General features: G+C 64.2%; 12 protein-coding genes. 7 read left to right on the top strand and 5 right to left on the bottom strand.

Going from position 1 to position 19,241, the window contains the following annotated elements; all coding sequences use genetic code 11:
* Positions 1-19: 19 nt before the first annotated feature.
* The 7 genes from KRR38_RS01445 (at position 20) to KRR38_RS01415 (ending at position 13,013) form a co-directional block, all read left to right on the top strand.
* Positions 20-1,501: a hypothetical protein gene (locus KRR38_RS01445; RefSeq protein WP_254514597.1), complete on the top strand. Its 1,482-nt coding sequence runs from the start codon at positions 20-22 to the stop codon at positions 1,499-1,501.
* Complete coding sequence (locus KRR38_RS01440; RefSeq protein WP_217397924.1) at positions 1,498-5,697, top strand: DNA translocase FtsK; 4,200 nt, start codon at positions 1,498-1,500, stop codon at positions 5,695-5,697. The genes KRR38_RS01445 and KRR38_RS01440 overlap by 4 nt, the downstream gene beginning before the upstream one ends.
* Complete coding sequence (locus KRR38_RS01435) at positions 5,583-6,518, top strand: FtsK/SpoIIIE domain-containing protein (RefSeq protein WP_217397922.1); 936 nt, start codon at positions 5,583-5,585, stop codon at positions 6,516-6,518. Before KRR38_RS01440 ends, KRR38_RS01435 begins: the two co-directional genes overlap by 115 nt.
* Positions 6,519-6,815: 297 nt before the next feature.
* A complete protein-coding gene (locus KRR38_RS01430; RefSeq protein WP_217397920.1) occupies positions 6,816-7,934 on the top strand; it encodes a cysteine desulfurase family protein in 1,119 nt (372 codons plus the stop codon).
* Positions 7,935-7,936: 2 nt separating this feature from the next.
* Positions 7,937-8,833 (top strand): DUF4007 family protein, encoded by an 897-nt coding sequence (locus tag KRR38_RS01425; RefSeq protein WP_217397918.1) that lies wholly within the window; start codon positions 7,937-7,939, stop codon positions 8,831-8,833.
* Positions 8,830-12,216 carry a hypothetical protein gene (locus tag KRR38_RS01420; protein WP_217397916.1) on the top strand — a complete coding sequence of 1,129 codons (3,387 nt, stop codon included), beginning with the start codon at positions 8,830-8,832 and terminating at the stop codon, positions 12,214-12,216. The genes KRR38_RS01425 and KRR38_RS01420 overlap by 4 nt, the downstream gene beginning before the upstream one ends.
* Positions 12,213-13,013 carry a phosphoadenosine phosphosulfate reductase family protein gene (locus tag KRR38_RS01415; RefSeq protein WP_217397913.1) on the top strand — a complete coding sequence of 267 codons (801 nt, stop codon included), beginning with the start codon at positions 12,213-12,215 and terminating at the stop codon, positions 13,011-13,013. The genes KRR38_RS01420 and KRR38_RS01415 overlap by 4 nt, the downstream gene beginning before the upstream one ends.
* A 46-nt stretch (positions 13,014-13,059) precedes the next feature.
* Here the strand turns inward: KRR38_RS01415 and KRR38_RS01410 are convergent, their stop codons facing one another.
* From KRR38_RS01410 to KRR38_RS01390, 5 genes are all read right to left on the bottom strand, one after another.
* Complete coding sequence (locus tag KRR38_RS01410) at positions 13,060-13,698, bottom strand: hypothetical protein (protein ID WP_217397902.1); 639 nt, start codon at positions 13,696-13,698, stop codon at positions 13,060-13,062.
* Entirely contained in the window at positions 13,646-15,157 is a 1,512-nt protein-coding gene (locus KRR38_RS01405; RefSeq protein WP_217397900.1) for a hypothetical protein, read from the bottom strand. Before KRR38_RS01405 ends, KRR38_RS01410 begins: the two co-directional genes overlap by 53 nt.
* Complete coding sequence (locus KRR38_RS37260) at positions 15,150-16,508, bottom strand: HAMP domain-containing sensor histidine kinase (protein WP_217397898.1); 1,359 nt, start codon at positions 16,506-16,508, stop codon at positions 15,150-15,152. The genes KRR38_RS01405 and KRR38_RS37260 overlap by 8 nt, the downstream gene beginning before the upstream one ends.
* Positions 16,505-17,554, bottom strand: a complete 1,050-nt coding sequence (locus KRR38_RS01395) for an ATP-binding protein (protein WP_217397896.1) — start codon at positions 17,552-17,554, stop codon at positions 16,505-16,507. The genes KRR38_RS37260 and KRR38_RS01395 overlap by 4 nt, the downstream gene beginning before the upstream one ends.
* Positions 17,555-18,360: 806 nt before the next feature.
* Positions 18,361-19,230, bottom strand: coding sequence for a 3-hydroxyacyl-CoA dehydrogenase NAD-binding domain-containing protein (locus KRR38_RS01390; RefSeq protein WP_217397894.1), 870 nt, complete (start codon positions 19,228-19,230; stop codon positions 18,361-18,363).
* Between the last annotated feature and the right edge of the window lie 11 nt (positions 19,231-19,241).

Genomic DNA, 19,241 nt, shown 5'->3' with positions numbered 1-19,241 from the left:
CGACCATCCGCGGAACGACATGTGGGTGGACGAACAGATCTGGGGCCATCGCCTCTGGGATTCGACCACGCCGTGGCTGATCTTCCTCGAATTCCTCGGGGTCGCGGAAGCGTGCGACCGCGAGGGCCGGTTGCTCGACGACGGAGGGCAGCCCTACCCCCTCAGGTTCAAGCCGGCCCGCCGCCTCTATCTGCGCAACATCCTCTTCAACAGTGAGTCGCTGACGCGGATCGCAAACCGCGGCGGCAACGACGCTGCCGCGTGGGACGACTGGATCTCGTTCATGAACGAGAAGGCGCAGGGCGTGCCCGTGCGCGAATTCGCCTACCTTCGCCGACGCTTCTCATCCTTCCGCGACTTCGCCAACCTGATGGGCATGCTCCGCTCATCGGCCATCGAGAGCAGCGCTAACAAGCGCTGGAGCTCGCGCTTCGTCTTCCCGTTCGGACGACACGCGCTCTACGAGGACCTCAATCTTTCGACCGGCAGTGCTTCCCGCGAATATATCAACTTCGGCCTCCCGGGTGAACTCATCTACCAGATGCTATGCCGATCGTCCTCTGCGGAGGCTCTCCGTCCGCATCTGAAAAAGGCATTCGAGGGCGATCCCTGCGACCGCCTCCTGGCGCTCGTGGAGCCGGACTACGAGGAAGATCGCCAGACGCGCGGAAACTCATACCTTCCCTACCGGCGCCATGACTGCTTTGACGAACTCGGCCGTGATTGGCTCGCGGTGCTGGAACTCGGCCTCCCCCGGTTCGATGCCTATCCGCACCTGGCGACACTGGGCACCCTGCACCTGCTGCGCTACCATCTTGTCGTCGCGGCGAAATTGTCAGGACGGGAGGCTCCGAACTTCGTCTGCGAGATTGTGGCGCCGAGGAAGACCCTGGTGCGCGAACTGTCGGTCACGAGCTACCAGCGCAACAACACGCTTCCCGAGCGCGCTGTGGAGAGCTTCGTCGCCAGGATCGGCGAGGCCCCCGACTGGCTGGCCGCGGTCTCCGGCGAGGCGCCCTACACCGACTGCCGTCGGATCCTGGTCGAGCGCGTCAGGTGGCCCTCGACCGACGATTACGAAGGCCCCCACGAGCCCGACCAACTGCTGGCCGAGTTCCGCCGGGCGGCCGTCGGAAGGCACCGCAACCACGTCGCCAACGTGCACAAGTCCTACGGCTCCGGTTCCGGCCTGGTCTCCCGCCGCGGCACGACGCGCATGCGATACGCCCCCACCGACGCCCTCCTCAAGGCGCTCATTCTCGCCAACGTGGAGACCCGCATGGACTACCGCGCGCTCCTCCAGCAGCTCCACGAGCGCTACGGGCTCGTCATCGGCGAGACCGAAGCCAAGCTCGCCCTCGACCCCGACGACTACGACGAGAAGGCCTTCGCGGCCAACTCCGAGAGGCTTGAGCGACGTCTGCGGACCCTAGGTATGCTGCGCCGTCTCTCCGATGCCTGCGCTTATGTCGAGAACCCGATGACGAGGATCGCCCGATGACGTCGCGCGAGTTGATTGGCCGCGTTGCGGCCGCCTACCTGCGAAGGGAACTTTCGGGCAACGACGAGGACAGCGTCGCTCGCTACGTCATCGACGGCCTGGGCGTCGAGCAGACGGCCGCCGTGGCGCGGGCCGTGCTCGCCGACCCTCTGATCGCTGACCGGGTCGCCATTCGGCTGCCAGTGGACGTCTTCGCCACCGAAGGACTCCCGGACGAGGTCCTGACCGTCCATCCCGCAACGGTATTCCGCGACGCCGACTGCGAGCGAGCCGCATACCTCGTCACGAGCGTCGGCGAGGGCGGAGAAGGACAGTCGCTTCAGGACCTCAGCCGTCTGGGCGGAGCCGAAATGCTGGAGCGGATGGCGGGCTGGGTGGACGCCGTCGACGATGGCCTAGGGCTCGACGAGGAGTCCAGAATGGTTTTCGAGCGGGCGTTGAACGGACTCGCGCTGCTGCGCGCGACCTCGCTCGACCGGTTCGCCAGCTACGTCCTGCGCGTGAGGGCGGCGGTCGAGACGGAGGGCCACCCGCTAGTCGACGCACTCGGTGCCGCGCTGCCCGCGCTGCGCCTCCCCAACGACCGCAAGGCCTTCGCGGGCGTGAAGGAGCGTTCTAGGCGCCACACGTCGGCCTGGCAGCGCGAGTTCGCCGGCCTCTACCGCCGCCGGCGCGGATACCTGCTCAAGGAGACCTCGACCCAGCTCATCCTCAACGAAGACGATCTACGCACCGCCTTCGCCAAGTCGCGCGACGTCATACCGGAAGAGCACCACGCGGCCATCGATGCCTTCATCGCCGCCCATCCCGGTTGGAACGAGGCGGCGGCCGAACTGGCTGAGCGCGATTGGGAGCAGGTGAAGCCGCTCTTCGAGGGCCTAGCGCGCGAGAAGTTCAACATCGGGACCGAGACGCAGCGCTTCTACGCCGAGGGAGAGGCGGGCGTGCTGACACCGGAGGACGAGGAGTATCTCCGCCTCCTCGTCATACGCAATCCGTCCGAGCCGCTTGAGGACGACAACGAGTTCTATGAGGCCCACCGCGACGAGCTCGGCGGCGATCGCAAGCTCCGGTCCGCGTGGGACAAGCTGATCTACGGCAAGGCGCGCGAGACGACCGACTTCCTGGCCGGTATCGCGGCCGCCATGGAGTCCTTCATGCTCCAGCCGGGAACCAGCCGGAAGCTGCGTATCCGGTGCGACAAGGCCACGAAGCGCGACCTGAAGGGCCTCAATGTCGACGCGGGCGAATACTTCGCGCTGAGGTATGCCGGCCTGCAGCGGCTGTTGGGCCCAGAGGTCGAGCTAGACCTGGGCCATCTACTGGACTTCCCCGAGCTGGTTGAGACCTGGCGCCGGGACAAGGTGAAGGGCGTTCCTAACCGATCGACAGCCAAACCCGCTTACCAGCTCCGCTTCCACTTGGATTTCGAGACGGAGTCCATGACGGGATCGAGCCAGACATGGTCGACGCAACTAATCTGGCGCTACGACCCGAAGGCGATCTCGTCCCAGTTCGTCGACGACTGGTCTCGGCTCGAGGCCCACCCCCTCACGTCGGGAAGGACCGCCCGCGAACCGGCAGTCCTGGGGCGGCGGGCGGGCTCAATCGACCTAGCGGACGTCCGGACGCTCGTCCCGGCATACGATCGCGACCGAGGCTCTCTACTGCCCGCCTACCGGCGGGCGAACGACCTCTCCCGGGTGTGGCCCGAGAGGCTGAAGGAGCAAGCCGACGCGGGTCTAGTTGCGGCCGAGCACCTGCAGGCCGTCGAGGACGCCTTCCGTAAGTTCGAAGCTGCTTACTCGGCCGCCGTGGCGGTCTTCCGCAGCGACGGCGCCGGCGCCCAGACCAACCGCGACCAGGCCGCCGCATACGCGCAGCTCCTGGACGTGCTCACCCGGCTGACGCCGGGCGACCGCAACCGCGAGGCGCTCCTGCGCCCGGTGCTGGAACTCGGAACGGTGGCGGTCGACGACGGCGATCCGGCGGCGATCGTCGCCCCTTGGCACCCCCTGCGATTGGCCGCGATGTGGCGGAAGGCGCAACTTGTCGCCTCCGTCGTTAGGATGACTCTCGCGGGCACGGTGCAGGAGGGCGACACCCGCCTTTACTTCCGGGACCTCGCGGCAGACCTTGAGCACCCGATGTATCCGGAGGTCGTGGTTTCCTGGACCGAGCGCAAGGCGGACCTGCTCTCCCTCGTGGACTCGCGTTCCGACTACTCGCTCCACGAACTCCCGGTCTGGCGCGCTGACGCTTCCGCCGACGTGAATGACGATCCGACCCAGGGCGCCTCCGCCGTCCTCGAACTCGTCCGGAGATACCTGGCGCTCCATCCGCACGAACGCGCCAACATGTCAGTCGTCCTCTTCAATTGCGACTCCGCCCGGCTCCCCCAGCAGGTCGTCCAGGGCATGGGCGGCATCAACGACGACGCTGAGGACGTGCGGTGCCAAGTCCTACTGCGCCACATCGACCCATCGCGCCTGCGCGACCTCTACCGGTCCATCTTGATGGACGACGAGGACGCCGACGCCTACTCAGCATCCGAGGCCACACAGGACTTCATGGCGAGGCTCCGCATCAGCGTGATCGCGGACGAGGCCCCTCCGCCCGACCCGCGCGACGGAAGGCCCTACGACATCGTCTTCAGCCAGGACGTGATATCGCGTCACGCGGTGCTGGAATGGCATCACGAGAGCGCACGGCCCGCCGACCTGGAGACCCTGCTACCCGCCCGCTGGTCGCGGCGCCGTCCGGCCGCCGCTGACGACCTCAAGTCGGCCGTCTACCTCTGCTGCCCCGTGCAGAGCGCGGAGGGATGGTCCTTCCTGTCCGCGGCCACGACCTTCCTGAAGGGCGATCTGCGCGAGGAGGCCGGCCGCCGGCTCCTTCCCACCCGGCAGCTCGACTTCCACGATCCGCAGACGGCGCGCATCTTCTCGGAGACTCACGACCTGGGCGCCTGGGTCGTGAACTACGACGAGCTCCTGGATCGCCGGCAGCTCAGGAACCAGAACGTGCGCGTGATCCGCTTTAAGCAGTCGGCCACGCAGGGGCGCAACGTCGTGATCTCCTCGCAGGCTCCGCTCGGCCTGCTCCGGGCTATGGTCCGTTCAAGGCTAGCCGACCTCAACCTCGGACTTGCCGACGCGGAGCTCGGTTCACTCGCCGAGCGGCTCATAGAGGCCGCGAACGACGTCTCGGGCGACATCGTCCTGCGTGCGGCGAAGCGCGGGGAGGCCGCGAGCGAGCTCATCGGCGTCGTCCTGAGCCGCTACCTGGCGAGCCGCGAGATCGGCATCGACACGCAGGTCGGATGGTATTTCCTGGACGACTACGCTGCCTGGCTCGGCGCGCGCGAGGAGACGCAGGCTGACATTCTGGCGCTGTCCCCCAAGGAAGGGGAGGACGGTCGTCTCGAGCTGACCATCCTGGTCACGGAGGCCAAATACGTCAGCGCCGGGATCCTCTCTGCCAAGCGGAAGGAGTCGGAACGCCAGGTGCGCGACACGGTAAGACGGATTCGGGAGGCGCTCCTCGGTTCGGGCGACCGGCTCGACCGCGAGGCATGGCGCTCCCGACTGGCGGACCTCGTGCTGGACGGCATACAGCTGCCGGCCGCGAGCGCCATCGACCTCTCCATCTGGCGGCGCATGATCCGCGAAGGCGACTGCGACGTCAGGGTCCGGGGTTACAGCCACGTATTCGTCCCCACGGGAGGAGACGCGGCGAGCCCGACTGACGTGGCGCCGATCGCTGGTGTGGAAGGGTGCGAGCAGGAGGTGTATGGCCGCGCGGATCTCAAGAGGCTCCTTCTGGCCTTTGCCGCGGACCAGGATCCGACCTCGATCCGGCGAGAGGCGGGTTCATCCGCCGGCATTGCCATCGAAGCCGAGCCCTCCTCACCGCCCCAACCCGCGCCATCGTCCGAGAACCCGCCCGCCTCCCCGGCCCGGAGCCCGTCCACGCGCCTGCGCCCATCGACCAGATCCCTGCTGGGAAAGGCGACGCCATCGCGCAGATCGTGCGCTCGACGCTTCGCGTCGAGGAGGACGACGAGCCCTGGCTCGCGACCGTGGCGACAGCGGCGCGCAGCGCGCTCCAGCAGCTCTCTCTGCAGGCCAAGCCGGTCGGGCAGACGCTCACGCCGAACTCCGCCATCCTCCGGTTCGCGGGAAGCGCGAACCTGACGGTGGATCAGGTCAATCGGAAACGCTCGGAACTGCTGACGACCTTCGGGCTGAACGTGATATCCGTACGGCCGGAACCGGGCGTCGTCGCGATCGCGATCGCCAGGCCTAAGCGGCGGTTGGTGACGATCGAGCAGGTCTGGGACCGCTGGTCCCCCCAGGCGACGGAGGCCGCCAACCAGGACGTCGTGATCGGCCTGAAGGAGGACGACAATTCGCTCCTTACCTTCTCGCCCGGCAATCTCCACGCGCCACACACCCTCATCGCCGGCAGCACCGGTTCAGGCAAGTCCGTGCTCATGCAGTCGATCCTCCTGGGCTTGGCGGTCACGAACTCACCCGAACAAGCCCGGATAATCCTCATCGATCCGAAGCAGGGCGTCGACTACTTCGCCTTCGACGCCCTTCCCCATCTTGACGGCGGCGTAGTGGACACGCAGGACGCGGCGGTGGAACGGCTAGAGTGGCTGGTCGCGGAGATGGAGCGCCGATACCGTCTCTTCCGCGAGCACAGGGCCAACGGTGTCGGCACCTATAACGCGAAGGTGTCGCCGGCGCACCGGCTCGCGACCTACTGGGTCATCCACGACGAGTTCGCCGACTGGATGCTGACCGACGAATACAAGGCCGCGGTCACTTCGACTGTCGGGCGTTTGGGCGTGAAAGCGCGCGCCGCTGGGATACACCTCATCTTCGCGGCGCAGAGGCCGGAGGCAAACGTGATGCCGATGCAGTTGCGCTCGCAACTCGGCAACAGGTTAATCCTCCGCGTCGATTCTGGAAGGCACTTCAGAGATCGCACTCGGCGAGCGGGGCGCTGAGAGGCTGCTTGGCCGCGGGCACCTCATCGCCAAGCTCGAAGGCGAAAGCGATCTGATCTATGCGCAAGTGCCGTTCGCCTCGCCCGAGTTCATCGAGGAGGTGGTCGAGTACCTCGCCGTCCGCTGGCCCGCTTCCGCCCGTGACGCAATGGAGCTGGGTCCTGCCGAAGGCGATGAATGAGTTTGAGATCGGCCCACTAACGTGTGCATCGTCGCTGTTGCCCTAATGACCCCAGAGTCTCGGTCGTGTAGCGTCGAGCGAAGATTTAACGAAGAAGATCCAACTTGACGATTTACTTGGACAATATGGCCGCCACGCCAATCGACCCGAGGGTTACCGAGCATCATGGTGCGGCGATGACACGTCTCGTCGCGAACGCGCACAGCGTCGAGCACAAGGCTGGCGCGGAAGCGCGTGCTGCACTTGATGACGCGGCCGCGGCCGTCCTGCGGTCGCTGGGGTCGGAAGTCGAATCCGTCACCTTCACGCCAGGCGCATCTGCCGCGCTTTGGCTCGCGGTAGAGGACGCGATCGCACGCGCGTTCCCCCGGCAGGCGCGCATTGCGGCTAGCGTCGTTGAGCACCCCGCGCTCCTGAGTGCCCTTCGCCGCGCCAAGCAAGATGGGCGAATTCATCTGGAGCTCCTGCCGGTGAACGATACCGCCACCCCGCGCCTGGATGCGGTGGAGGCAGCGCTCACTAGCAGTGTCGACCTGTTGTGCACGATGGCGGTGAACAACGAGGTCGGGACAATCTCCGACGTCCGGGCGATGGGCGCCCTGGCGGCGCGTCATGGGACCCGCCACCTGGTCGATGCCAGTCAAGCAGCCGGACGCATCGAGATGGGCGATATCGTCGCCGCCGACTTGGTGGTCGTCAGCGGGGCAAAGGTCTACGGTCCGCGCCGGGTCGGAGCGCTGATCGGCACGATAAGCCGTCAAGCCTCGGAGCTCGCTCACGACCTCTTCGGTAGCCCCGATGCACCCGCAGCCTCCGCGCTAGCGTTTGCGCTGGACCTGCGAGAAGGTGAGCGCGGCCGGGATGAAGCCAGGATCGCAACATTGCGCGATCGCATCCAGGTGCGGTTGCTCGAGCTTGTGCCCGAACTGCGAATAAATTGCATGCAGGCGGCCAGGATCTCGGGTTGCCTCCATGTTTCCACGCCGCATCTACCCGGCGAGGCCGCAGTGAGCCGGCTATGGGCGCGCGTCGCGGTCTCCACTGGTGCGGCGTGCCAATCCGGCGTCCCAGGTCCGTCTCACGTGATGACGGCTATGGAGATTCCCGAGTGGGCACGAGAAGGCGCCGTCCGCATCGGCGTAGGGCGCTTCAACACAGATGACGAGATAGATGAGGCCAGCGAGATCATCGCTGCCGCCCTCGCTCCGTCCGAACCAGCACGGAGGCGAGCATGACTATGTTAGCAGTTCGTCCCCGGTTCACCGGACACGAGACGTTTGCATGCCGGTTCGCCTGGCTGCCGAAGGCAGTCAAGCTGATGGCCCGAGAACCCGCCGCGCTCTCCGACGATGAGACCGCTATCCTCGAACTGGGCATCGGCAAAAACATGGTCCGGGCACTTCGATTCTGGCTCGAGGCTTTTGGCGTCGCATTCGCCAAGTCGGGCCAATGGTCGCTGCTGCCCTTCGGCGAAGCGATTTTTGGGAAGGACGGCCGGGATCCCTACCTCGAGCGAGTCGAGACGCAGTGGCTGCTTCACTGGCAGCTCAGCACACCGGTGGAGGCTCCGCTCTTCGCTTGGCGACATATACTCTACCGGCGGATGCGCGCTGACTTCACCCGGTCAGAGCTTCTCGCCGAAATGCGGTCGGAGGGGGAGCGACTGGGCTATGAGCATTCCGACGTGACCCTCCTCCAACACGCCGACGCCTTCCTCCACAGCTACGTGGGATCACTCACGTCCACGTCACCCGAGGACACCCTCGACGGCCCACTGGTCGACCTGGGCCTGGTTCGGCGCCTTGGCCGCCGCCGTGGCGGAGCCGATCGGATGGAGCCCGTTTTCGCGCTAGGCCGCGTCTCCATCGACGAGGTCGGCCCCTCCGTCGTCGATTACGCCATCGCGGACTTCTGGCAGAATCGCCGCTCGAGCGAGACGATGGTGACGTTCCGCGACCTCGCGCACGCAGAGGGCTCGCCCGGCGCGACCCTACGGCTCGAGGCGGAAGACCTTCGCGACCATCTCGAGCGGTCCAAGGCGCTCTGGTCCTACCGCCCGTCCGGTGATGCAGGCAGTGTCATCGCCGTCATCCCTCCGGATGCAAATCGACAACTCACGGAGATTTACGCGTGAAGCGTGCATCGACCATCGCCGACCTGCTGAGCCGGCCAGGAATGTTCTATCGCTCCGTGGCACTCGAGCGGGACGCGGCCGATCCCTCGGCAGGCCGCTCATTTGTCTTAACGCCGTGGCTGGAGCGCGGCGCCTCCGAAATCATTTCCGGAATGCGTCCCGGTGGTACCCGTCGCGCCTGGCGGATCATCGGTGATTTCGGGGTGGGGAAATCGGCGCTCGCCCTGGCCCTTCTCCAAGCCTTGGATCCCCGCGTGCGCGAGGCCGAGATGCCGATGGGCCAGCTCGCCGACCGGCTAGGCGACGTGCCGAGGATGTTCCCGCTCCTCGTCACCGGCTCAAAGGACGGGCTGTCGGTAGCGCTTGCGACGGCCATAGATGGCGTGCTCGGCACAGAAGACCTTCTCCCCCGGGCATCCGCCAAGAAGGTCAGGTCATTCGACGATCCCTTCGCTGCCGTCACCGCGCTTCGCGACGCGCTGCGCGCCACCAAACAATTCGATGGCCTACTCATAGTCATCGACGAGATGGGCAAGTTCCTGGAGGTCTCAGGCGAGGAGCATGGCTTCGACGTCTTCCAGCTCCAAGCGCTCGCCGAGACGGCATCGCGGTCTGGCAAGGCGCCGCTGGGGGTCGTGCTGATTCTCCACAAGGGTTTCCAATCCTACACGGAAGACTGGCGCACCGCCCGCCGAAGCGAATGGGAGAAGGTTTCGGAGCGATTCGAGGAGATGGTGTTTGATCATCCTCTTTCGCACACCGCGGCACTGCTCTCGGCGGCCTTGGGCGTCGACCAGGCGGCCATGCTGGCAAGGGTGCGGCGCTCGCACGAGGACGTGCTGAAGCGCGTGCGCGCACTTGGCTGGCTGGGTCCCCGCAACGCGACGGGGACCACGGGCAGTTGGCCCGTGCATCCCGCCGCGGTCCCCGTGATGGCGCGCTTCTTCGCGAGCTTCGGTCAGAATGAGCGCTCCCTGTTTGGATTTGCCGCTAGCGAGGAGCCGAACTCGCTTCGAGCCTTCGCGGCCGAAACCCCGATGGGAAACGCCCTCTACGGCATTCACCACTTCTTCGACTATGTGACCTCGTCTTTCGGACATCGCCTGACGTCGCGCGGCGGCGCCGGCGAATGGGATCGCATCCGCGCCGTCCTCGATCGCGCCGCAGACGCTGACGCCGCGGAGACGACGGTCCTCAAAACGATCGGCATGCTGAACCTTCTGGACGCGCCTGACCTTTTCGCGAACGCCGACACGGTCCGAGAAAGCCTAGTCCCCGCGTTCTCCGCGGATGAGGTAGACGGTGCAATCGACCGCCTTGTGACAGACGGCCTGGTATTCACGCGCCCCGGCCGATCCGATCTGCGTCTATGGACAAGTCGCCGCGTCGACCTTTCGACGATCTGGGCAGAGGCCGAGACCGCTGTCGACACGCGGGATGTGACACGCGACCTTCCACGCCACCTCGCCGTGCTTCCAATGCGCCAGCACGTCATGGCGCGGAAGCACTCCGTGTTGACGGGCACGAGCCGAAGGTTTTCCGTCCGGTTCACCCACGCTTCGGGGAAGGTCGCCGACGCGGGACACGGCGATGGCGACGGAGCCATTGTGGCGGTACTCTGCGGGAACGACGAGGACCTTCTCATGGCCCGCGCGCTGTCGGCTGAGATCACCGCCGGCGACGACGCCATGCTCGCGCTGGTCGTGCCAGCGATGCCCGAACTCGGTCCGCTGATGGTCGATCTGCTACGCCATCGGTGGGTCGTGTCCAACGCCGCGGCGCTCCAGGAGGACGCCTTCGCAATGGCCGAGATAGAGCGCTCGGTGACGGATCTCGAAGCCAGGCTCATCAGCTCAATGGAGCTGGCTCTAGGTCTACGGGGGCACGCACCGACCGCCGAGCTAGAGGTGTTCCGCAAGGGCGCCGCCATCAAGCTCGACGCACCGATCCACACTGTTGTCTCGACGCTTTGCGACGAGATCTACCGCGAAGCCCCGAAGGTCGAGAACGAGCTGGTCAACCGTCACTCGCTGACAAGCGCCGGCGCCGGGGGGCGCCAGCGCCTCATCGAGAGCATGTTCGACTACGGGCACGATCCTGAACTCGGCTTTGCATCGGGAAAGAACCCGCCGGAACGCGCCCTTTACCTGTCGCTGCTCCGTCGCGGTCGCGTCCACCGGCAGGTGGATGGCGAATGGTCGATCACGCCACCTAAGGCCAGCGATGACCCCCTCAGGCTGCTTCCCGCGCTGGATGCCATCGAGCGTCGCCTGGCAGGCGACAGCGGCCGCGTCCCGCTCCCCGAAATCTACCAGCTCGTGGAGACGGCGCCCTACGGCGTGCGGCGGGGACTCGCTCCACTGTTATTGGCGATAAAGCTGGTCTCAGCGGGGCATAGGGTCGCCCTCTTCGAACGCGGAACATACTGCACCCGGCTGGACGGCGCCGCATTCATGCGCATCCTCAAGGCGCCCGGCCATTTCGCGCTCCAGTGGGTCGCCCTGGAGGGCATTCGCGCGGACGTGTTCCACCGGCTTGCCCAGCTTCTAGACAAGCCTCCCGCGGATTCGGGCATCCGCCTGGTCGTCGATCCCCTGATCCACTTCGGAGTCGGACTGCCCTTCCACGTGACTCACACGGCTGTGCTAGGTCCGGAGGCCCGCGCAGTCCGTCAATTGCTGTCGCAATCCCGCAGCCCTGTCGACCTTCTGTTCGCCGAACTCCCCACGGCGCTGGGCGTGGAGCCGTTCGCTCCGTGCGCGACGCCCGACGCCGACGCCGCAGGCCGTTTCGTCTCACTTCTCAGCGAAGCGGTTTCAGAACTGCGCAGCTGTTACCCGAGACTCCTTGAGACGATGCGCGAGGAAACGCTGAAGGCGTTAGGGGCCCCAGACCGAGCCTCGCTCGCCGAGCGCGCGGCGGCGATGGTGTTTCGCGTGCACGAGCAGAATCTCCGCACCTTTGCGATGCGGCTTGCGGACAACGCGCTCGGCGAGGACCCGTGGACCGAAGCGCTCGGAGGGGCGGTCATCGGCAAGCCGCCGATGCGGTGGCTCGACTATGACGTGGAATCATGGCGATCGCAGATGGCCGAGTTGGTTGGCCAGTTCCTCCGCGTCGAGGCCGCGGCGTTCGGCAAAGGCGCGACGAAACGCAACGCGGTTCGGGTGTGCTTGACGCGGGCGGACGGCCATGAACGTGCCGTAGTTGTCGATATCGACGGCCTGAACGACGAGCAGTCCAAGGCAATCGGCGCGATCGAACGCCTTGCGAAGACCGCCGAACTGAGCCTGGACATAGTCGCAGCGCTGCTATCGCTCGGCAGCATGCAGCGCGAAAAGGCGGCACCGTCGCAGCCAGACGAGAAGCGGGAAAGCGCATGACAAGACACATCCTCAGCCTCTCGGGCGGCAAGGACAGTGCGGCCCTTGCGGTCTATCTTCGCGACCGGGTGCCGGACATGGAATACATCTTCCACGACACCGGCAAGGAGCTGCCCGAGACCTACGACTACATGGCCCGGCTGGAGAGCATTCTCGGCCGGCCCGTCACCCGCACTACCCCGGAGGATCCGTTCGAGCACTGGCTGGCCGTCTACGGCGATATGCTACCGTCGAACCATCGACGCTGGTGCACCAAAATGCTCAAGTTGAAGCCGTTCGAGAATTACATCGGCGACGATCCTTGCATAAACTACGTGGGCCTGCGCGCGGACGAGAAACGCACCGGATACATCAGCACGAAGCCCAATATCACGGCGGTCTATCCGTTTCAGGATGACGGTCTAGTCCGCGCCGACGTCTTCCGTATCCTGCACGACAGCGGCCTCGGCCTGCCGCCCTATATGGAATGGGGAAGGACGCGCTCGGGCTGCTACTTTTGCTTCTATCAGCAGAAGATCGAGTGGGTCCGCCTCAAGCGACAGCACCCCGCCCTGTTCGACCGTGCCAAAGAATATGAGGAGCGCAGCGCAATGGTAAGCGCGGGCTTCACGTGGTGCAGCCGCGAATCCCTGGCCGAACTAGAACGGCCGGAGCGGATGGCCCAGATCGAGAAGAACTGGGAGAAGAAGAACGCAGACCGCGCGGCTCGCCGGGAAAATCTTCCGCTGGCGGCGGTGCTCGCTGGCGCGGAGGTCGAGGAGGAAGAGCCCGAGGGTTGCCTCATCTGCACCTTGTAGCATCGCTCCACTGGACCGCATAATTCCGGCCGTTTCAAAAGGAAGCTCAGTCGCGACGAGATTCGGGCTTTTCTCTTAATGGCTTCGCTCGCCTTTCGCGGCCCTGATCTTTTCTGATCAACACAGGCTCCACGGCTGCCTTGCCGCCAACGTCTGCCACGAGTTCGAGATCCACTTGCTGAGATCTCGCTTGGCCAGCGGCGACCTCTCCATCGTCAGCCACCGGATTATCTCCTTTCGGCTCGGATTCTTCCTCGCCGACGATCAATACTACAGCGGGATGCGCAGGGTGAGTCCAGCCAGGGCCCTGGGCGACGTATATGCATCCGCGCATCTTGTCGCACTTTCCGACTGCTGGAAGCGCCCTGTCGCCGAATAGGCCGAGCCACGTCTCGGAACCCCCAAGCTGGTCCTCAAGAGATTTTACTTTTGATGCCAGCGGCCTACGCGCCTTCACCTCATCCTCCGTGTCCTCCTTCATCACGGCGAGCTGACCCTGCAGGTAGACGAGATGGTCAGCACATGCGGCCTTGAGCTTCGAAATAAGCGCCGGTGTCAGCCGAACCGTGCTGATCTTTTTGAACCGTGAGGTGACTACCTCTTCGGCGGGCAGGACAATCTCAACTACCCCGTCACGGGAGTGATACCGTATCTTGCTCTTCGTATGACGAGCGATCGGCGGCATTACCGGGGGGGCCCACCCTGGTGAGATGGCTGCTGAGCTCCTGCTGCAGCTTCAGCGAGTAGATGGGGCGCAACCGATCCCGGTTGGTAAGGTCGAACCCCTCCTCCACTAGAAAGTTTGTCAATTCTCCAAGCCGAACCGTGCGGAATGTGTTGAACCGCCAGTCGATCCGATAGACCTCCGCTCCGTGAAGCAGGCCTTCAGTCGACGAATCCGTGTCCTTGGCAGCCGGTTCCGTGACTGCGTTCGGATCACCGAAGAGGAGAATTACCCCTAGGTCGCGCTCCGGCGGGCGGCCATGGGTGGAAAAGGCCAGATCGCAGTCGGGGCTTAGGACGACGACCGAGCGCGAGCGGTCCTCGTTCAGGAACACGTCCCCAAGTTGCACAAACGGTACGTCCGCGAACTCAGAGCCCACCTCGGCGCGCGGATGGCCTCCGAGAGGCCCCAGGTTTCGGGCGAAGAGGGCGTTGTGATACAATGCCGCCACCGCGACCGACGGCTCGGTCGGGCTTAGTGGACCATCGGCAAATTCCATCCGATCGACAGCGGCCTGCTGCGTTCGTAGATCGGTCTCGAAAGCCATGGCAGTGAGCTGCGAGGAGAGGAGCCAAGACAGGTAATCGCCAAGGGGATGCCCGTCCGCGTGCAACGCGATGCGCTGGATGTAGGCGAAGTCGCCGATGTCCAGGTCGTCCACCGTCGCCGCGAGGGCCTTAGCGGCCGCCTTCGCCCCCTTCTTCACAGCGTCGATGTATTCGCCCAGAGCTCCCGAGTGCTGCATCCCACGGGCAAGCATCTCCAGGTGCGCCTTGACCTTCCAGTCCTCGTCTAGGTCCATCTTCGAAACGAATGCGAAGGACGCCGCCTCGATGCGGGCTATCTTGCGGAACTCCGCTCTGATCGCGCGGACGCCCTCCTTTGTCGACATGAGAACGATCTGTTGAGAGCCCTCCTTGCGATCCCGAACCTGGCCCGCGATCGCCTCGGCGCGGCTTCCGTCAGCGGACTTTTCGTCAAGATAATAATCAATAAAGACTAAGTCGAACCGAGCGATGTCAGTGAGGCTGTCGTCCGGACCAAGCTCGATAACCTCGCATCCCCCACCGCTGCGGATCGAAGAGGCGATCTGTCTCATTGTCCTGCGACGCTCAATCAGAACCTGCGTGGTCTCCGAGACGTCCCGCATCTTGGCATATGCCAGACCCAATTCTAACGCCGGATCCGTCAGGGCATCAATCGCCGCATCGGGGTCTGCCGCCACCGCTTCTGAATTCATCCCGCGAGCAGCCAGGTCCTCAAGGACGTCGGCGTCCTTGAGCAACTCCATGACGGCCGCTCTCTGGTCCTCCGGAACCCTCTTGAATGTTAGCGGCTGCAGGTCGTCATCGATCATCGCGATCGCGGTGAAAACGGCCGCGGGCGCAGCCGCCTCAGCCACTGCCAGATTGTCAGTCATCGTGCCCCAGTTCCAGTATGACGGAGTGAATGTAACCGTCGTCGTCCTCGTCGCCCAACGAGAGTGTCGCCCCATGATAGGCCGCAATCTCCCGGCCAATGTATAGTCCCAAGCCCCGTCCCTGCTTTTGGCGCTTCGTTGTGAAGAAGGGTTCGAACACGAGCTCGCGGCGATCCTCCGGGATGCCCGGCCCATCATCGGTGATGGTCACCCGACCCGCCTCGGGTTCCACGAGCACCGTGATGTGACCGATGGGCCCATCGTGCGCGGGCTCGACGATGCTCCGGTCGTACTTGTCTTGCTGCCTGATCCAGTAAACCGAATTCGAAAGAAGATTCTCAATGATTTGAACGAACATCCCCTTGACGGCTCGGACCCGTCGTTGCGCGCCCCGGGGCCTCACCACTGTCCGGATAAGGATGTTCGCACGCGCATTCTGGGTCGCGTATCCCTCGACGATGTCCTTCACCCAATCGGCAAGATCGAACTCCTCCTTGGTCTGCCTTGCATTGGTTGAGAGTGGATCCAGAACCTTTAGACGCTTCTGCAGTGTCCGAAGCTGGGCGTCGAGAACGCGCAACTGGGTCCCCGTAGACTGGGGATCTCGTGCAGCGCGCGCGCTAGCGATCGTCTTTAAGCCACCGGCTGTGGCACGATAAAGTTCGTGCGCCAAGACCTCTATCAACAAGCCCACGCTGGCGAGATGCATGACCCGATTGCGTTCGAGTTCTTGCGCCCGCGCCGCCGTCTCGACTTCCGACGCCGCTTCGCGAAGCGAAGTAACCGCGTCTTTAACCTGTTTTGAAAGGAGCCGCCCGTCGGGAGTCGTCTTCAACAGCGCGAGGAGCGCAGGCATGATCTCCTCAAGCTTAGCATCCTCCGCCCTGAACCGGTCTAGGGCGTCGCCCGCCTCAACCCTGTTGGCACGAGATATTTCCTCATCGATCTGCACCACGAAGCCGCGGAAATACTCCATGGTCTCTCCCAGCAGCGCAACGAAGGCGGCCTTCTCGGGCGTGTCCTTCAATCCTTCGCGGTTGGACTGATCGACCAGATACTTGTTCGAAGACTTGGTGATTAGAGCGCGCCCTACGATCTGACCACGGTTCAACTTGAAACCGCTCGTTGAGAACGCGTTTCGGTCCAGATCCAGCCAATCGTCGTTCTGCCCTCCATAGGGATTGACCCTGTAGCCGTCGCGGAACAGCATCACACCGCCCGCCCAGAGGGCCAGCAGCCGGCGGACAGCGTTTAAGTCGCCAATGCCCTCGATCTTCTTCAGAACCCGCCGATTGAACCAGTAGACTTCCACACGAAACGGGCCCATGCGCCGGAGCGTCTCGGCCGTCACATCGCCCGCCAGACTCGCGACCTCCACCCCCGGAACGCGAACGGACGCCGGCGACCGCGCATGCGGTAGTTCATCATTCCGGACAAGATCGGCTGCCCGCCTTCATCGAAACCCAGGTGCGCATCGAAGACGCCGTGCGCATGGTCGAGGATGAAGGATGAGAACGGCGGGATCTCCACGCTGATCTCATTGAACTTGAGCCTTAATGGCAATGTTCGCCTGCTGAACGGGTCCACAAGCTTCGAGAAGTGCTCCCGCGCGAGGAGCTCGAGCTTATCATAGCTCCACGCAGACGTGAGCGCCGTAATCCTAATGAGAGTTCCCTTGCGGATAGAATCCTTCGGCCCGCCCTCCTCTGGAGTCACCTCAACCGAAGAGATGTCCTCGTCCGCGGCGTCCGCAAACTCGTTCCAGTTGATGTTGAGGACATTCCAATGCCTGTCGCTGGCTGTGGCGGTCAGAACTTCAAGTGCGTCTCCAAGCCGCATGGCCGACAGACGGCCAAGCCCCTTCTCGCCCAGTATTACATGCGCCTGATCCTCGTCTTCGAGGGGATCCAGTGGTCGAGCCGCCTGCGCGTCGCGCTCCCGCGCTCGCTGCCCCGTCCCAATCGTCAAGTAGACGCTCTCTAGGGTCTCAATGTCCATTCCGTCGCCGTCGTCATCGACGTCGATCCTATTGGCGTCCCGCAGGGCCGCCACGAACTCTCGCTTGGTATCGGCGTCTCGAAGCGCTTCGATCAGATCGCCACTCTCCGGGGCTTCTTGGTCGATCGCGGCAATGGCGGTCTCACGTAGATGCTTCCAGGTCCTGGGGGCACGCGCGGGCGCAGCGATGCCGCGCTCATTCGGCTCCCTGCGCTCGCCAAGCTCGCGAAGGAGCTCGTCGTATACTTCGAACGGCATGCGGACAAGTACGTCCACCCTGACCTCGGGCGACTTCGCGTCCAGCGAGTTTTTCACCAGCTCGTAGAAGGCCACCCCATCGGAGCTGATGAGGTCGGACCCAAGATGAAGGATGGTGCGCGCGGTTACGCGGAACCTCATGCGGCCAATCCCTTGCAATGCCTGATTAATGGTCGCCACACCCGATCAAAAGCAAGCGCTACTGGATTGGTCGAAAACAATAATTCCCCCCTGCCAATCGGCACTTTGCCTCTTCCGCGAGGCCACTCCGATCCTACTGGCTGATATGCACCGCGTTGTCAGCGCGAAAATCCACTGTCGTTGGATATGGGCGGCGGTACCGGACTGCCTTGCGCTATTTTGGTGCTGCCGCATGCGCAGCGACCGATCATCTCGCGGCGATCTTGCCGTGCCCGTCCGACCGCCGTGCTTGAAGGCTCGATATTATCGAAGCCCTCATAACGGCGCGCACGCCTTCCCCAGTCATCAGATGATATTATGACGGTTCCTGTTCGGCCGCAATCTGTGCACGTCGCCCGATAATGATCATGCTCCCACCCCATCAGTATATCATAGCTTTGATTCTGCAATGCGCCACACGGATTGTCTATTTTCACGCAAATGCCATCCATCTGGCCCATCGATAGACTTTGAAACTAATGGGGGACTGCGGGCCGTTCGTCATCCTCTGCGGACCTGCTCGACACGCGCTCGATACGCAAAAGTGACGCGACTTCTCATCCTCTAAGCGCTTCGCAGGAGGGAAAAAATTTTCTGCCATCCAACGACTGCTACTGGGCATAGCGGGTCGAGGCGCAAATCTGCGCCTTGAGGGGCTTAATCGCCCCGCCGGAGCCGCTGAACGAACGGCAGCTTCCACGGATGCCGTTCGGGCGGCCGAACGTCGGCTCGGTTGGCGGAAAGACACACTTTTCCCATGGACTTGGTCAGCGCGTCGGGACGGGCTTGTCGCCTGTGTAGTCGTAGAAGCCGCGGCCGACTTTGCGGCCGATCCAGCCGGCTTCGACGTACTTCACCAGCAGCGGCGCTGGGCGGTACTTGCTGTCGCCGGTGGTCTTGTAGAGCACCTTAATGATCTCGAAGAGCGTGTCGAGCCCAATGAAATCGGCCAGCGTCAGCGGGCCCATCGGGTGGTTGAGGCCGATGCGGCAACCGGTGTCGATATCCTCGATCGAGCCCATGCCGGCGCCGAGCACGAAGATCGCCTCGTTGAGCATCGGGCAGAGGATGCGGTTGACGACGAAGCCCGGCTCGTCGCCCGCGAGCACCACTTCCTTGCGCAGGCTTTCGCAGAAGGCGCGGGCCTTGGCGGTGGTTTCTTTCGAGGTGGGTAGGCCCGGGATCACTTCGATCAGGCCCATCACCGGCACCGGATTGAAGAAGTGCATGCCGATGAAGCGCGAGGGATCGGGAACGCGCGCGGCCATGCGGGTGATCGGAATCGAGCTGGTGTTGGATGCCAGGATTGCATCCGGGCGCAGCACCTTCACCGCTTCCTCGAAAATCTTGTGCTTGATCTCCTCACGCTCGGTCGCCGCCTCGATGATGATCCCAGCTTCAGTCATCGGACCGTACTCGCTGATTGGGATGATGCGCTGGAGGATGGTCTTGGCTTCGGCCGCATCGAGCCTGCTGCGGCTCACCAGCTTGTCGAGCGCCTTGGCGATGCCCGCTTTGCCCTTCTCCGCGACGTCCAGGGAGACGTCGGTCAGCAGGACGTAGTGGCCGAATTGTGCCGCGGTCTGGGCAATACCCTGACCCATCTGCCCCGCACCAATGACCCCCACGACACTCATTCCAGATTCCT

It is taken from the genome of Novosphingobium sp. G106 (assembly GCF_019075875.1).
Classification (GTDB): Bacteria; Pseudomonadota; Alphaproteobacteria; order Sphingomonadales; family Sphingomonadaceae; genus Novosphingobium.
The sequence above is the reverse complement of the archived record's forward strand: the minus strand, read 5'-3'. Positions and strand labels throughout refer to the sequence as shown.

Coding starts and splice junctions, on each gene's coding strand:
- KRR38_RS01445 (WP_254514597.1), top strand. CDS start 20: ATGTGGGTGGACGAACAGATCTGGGGCCATCGCCTCTGGGATTCGACC.
- KRR38_RS01440 (WP_217397924.1), top strand. CDS start 1,498: ATGACGTCGCGCGAGTTGATTGGCCGCGTTGCGGCCGCCTACCTGCGA.
- KRR38_RS01425 (WP_217397918.1), top strand. CDS start 7,937: ATGTTAGCAGTTCGTCCCCGGTTCACCGGACACGAGACGTTTGCATGC.
- KRR38_RS01415 (WP_217397913.1), top strand. CDS start 12,213: ATGACAAGACACATCCTCAGCCTCTCGGGCGGCAAGGACAGTGCGGCC.
- KRR38_RS01410 (WP_217397902.1), bottom strand. CDS start 13,698: ATGCCGCCGATCGCTCGTCATACGAAGAGCAAGATACGGTATCACTCC.
- KRR38_RS01405 (WP_217397900.1), bottom strand. CDS start 15,157: ATGACTGACAATCTGGCAGTGGCTGAGGCGGCTGCGCCCGCGGCCGTT.
- KRR38_RS01395 (WP_217397896.1), bottom strand. CDS start 17,554: ATGAGGTTCCGCGTAACCGCGCGCACCATCCTTCATCTTGGGTCCGAC.
- KRR38_RS01390 (WP_217397894.1), bottom strand. CDS start 19,230: ATGAGTGTCGTGGGGGTCATTGGTGCGGGGCAGATGGGTCAGGGTATT.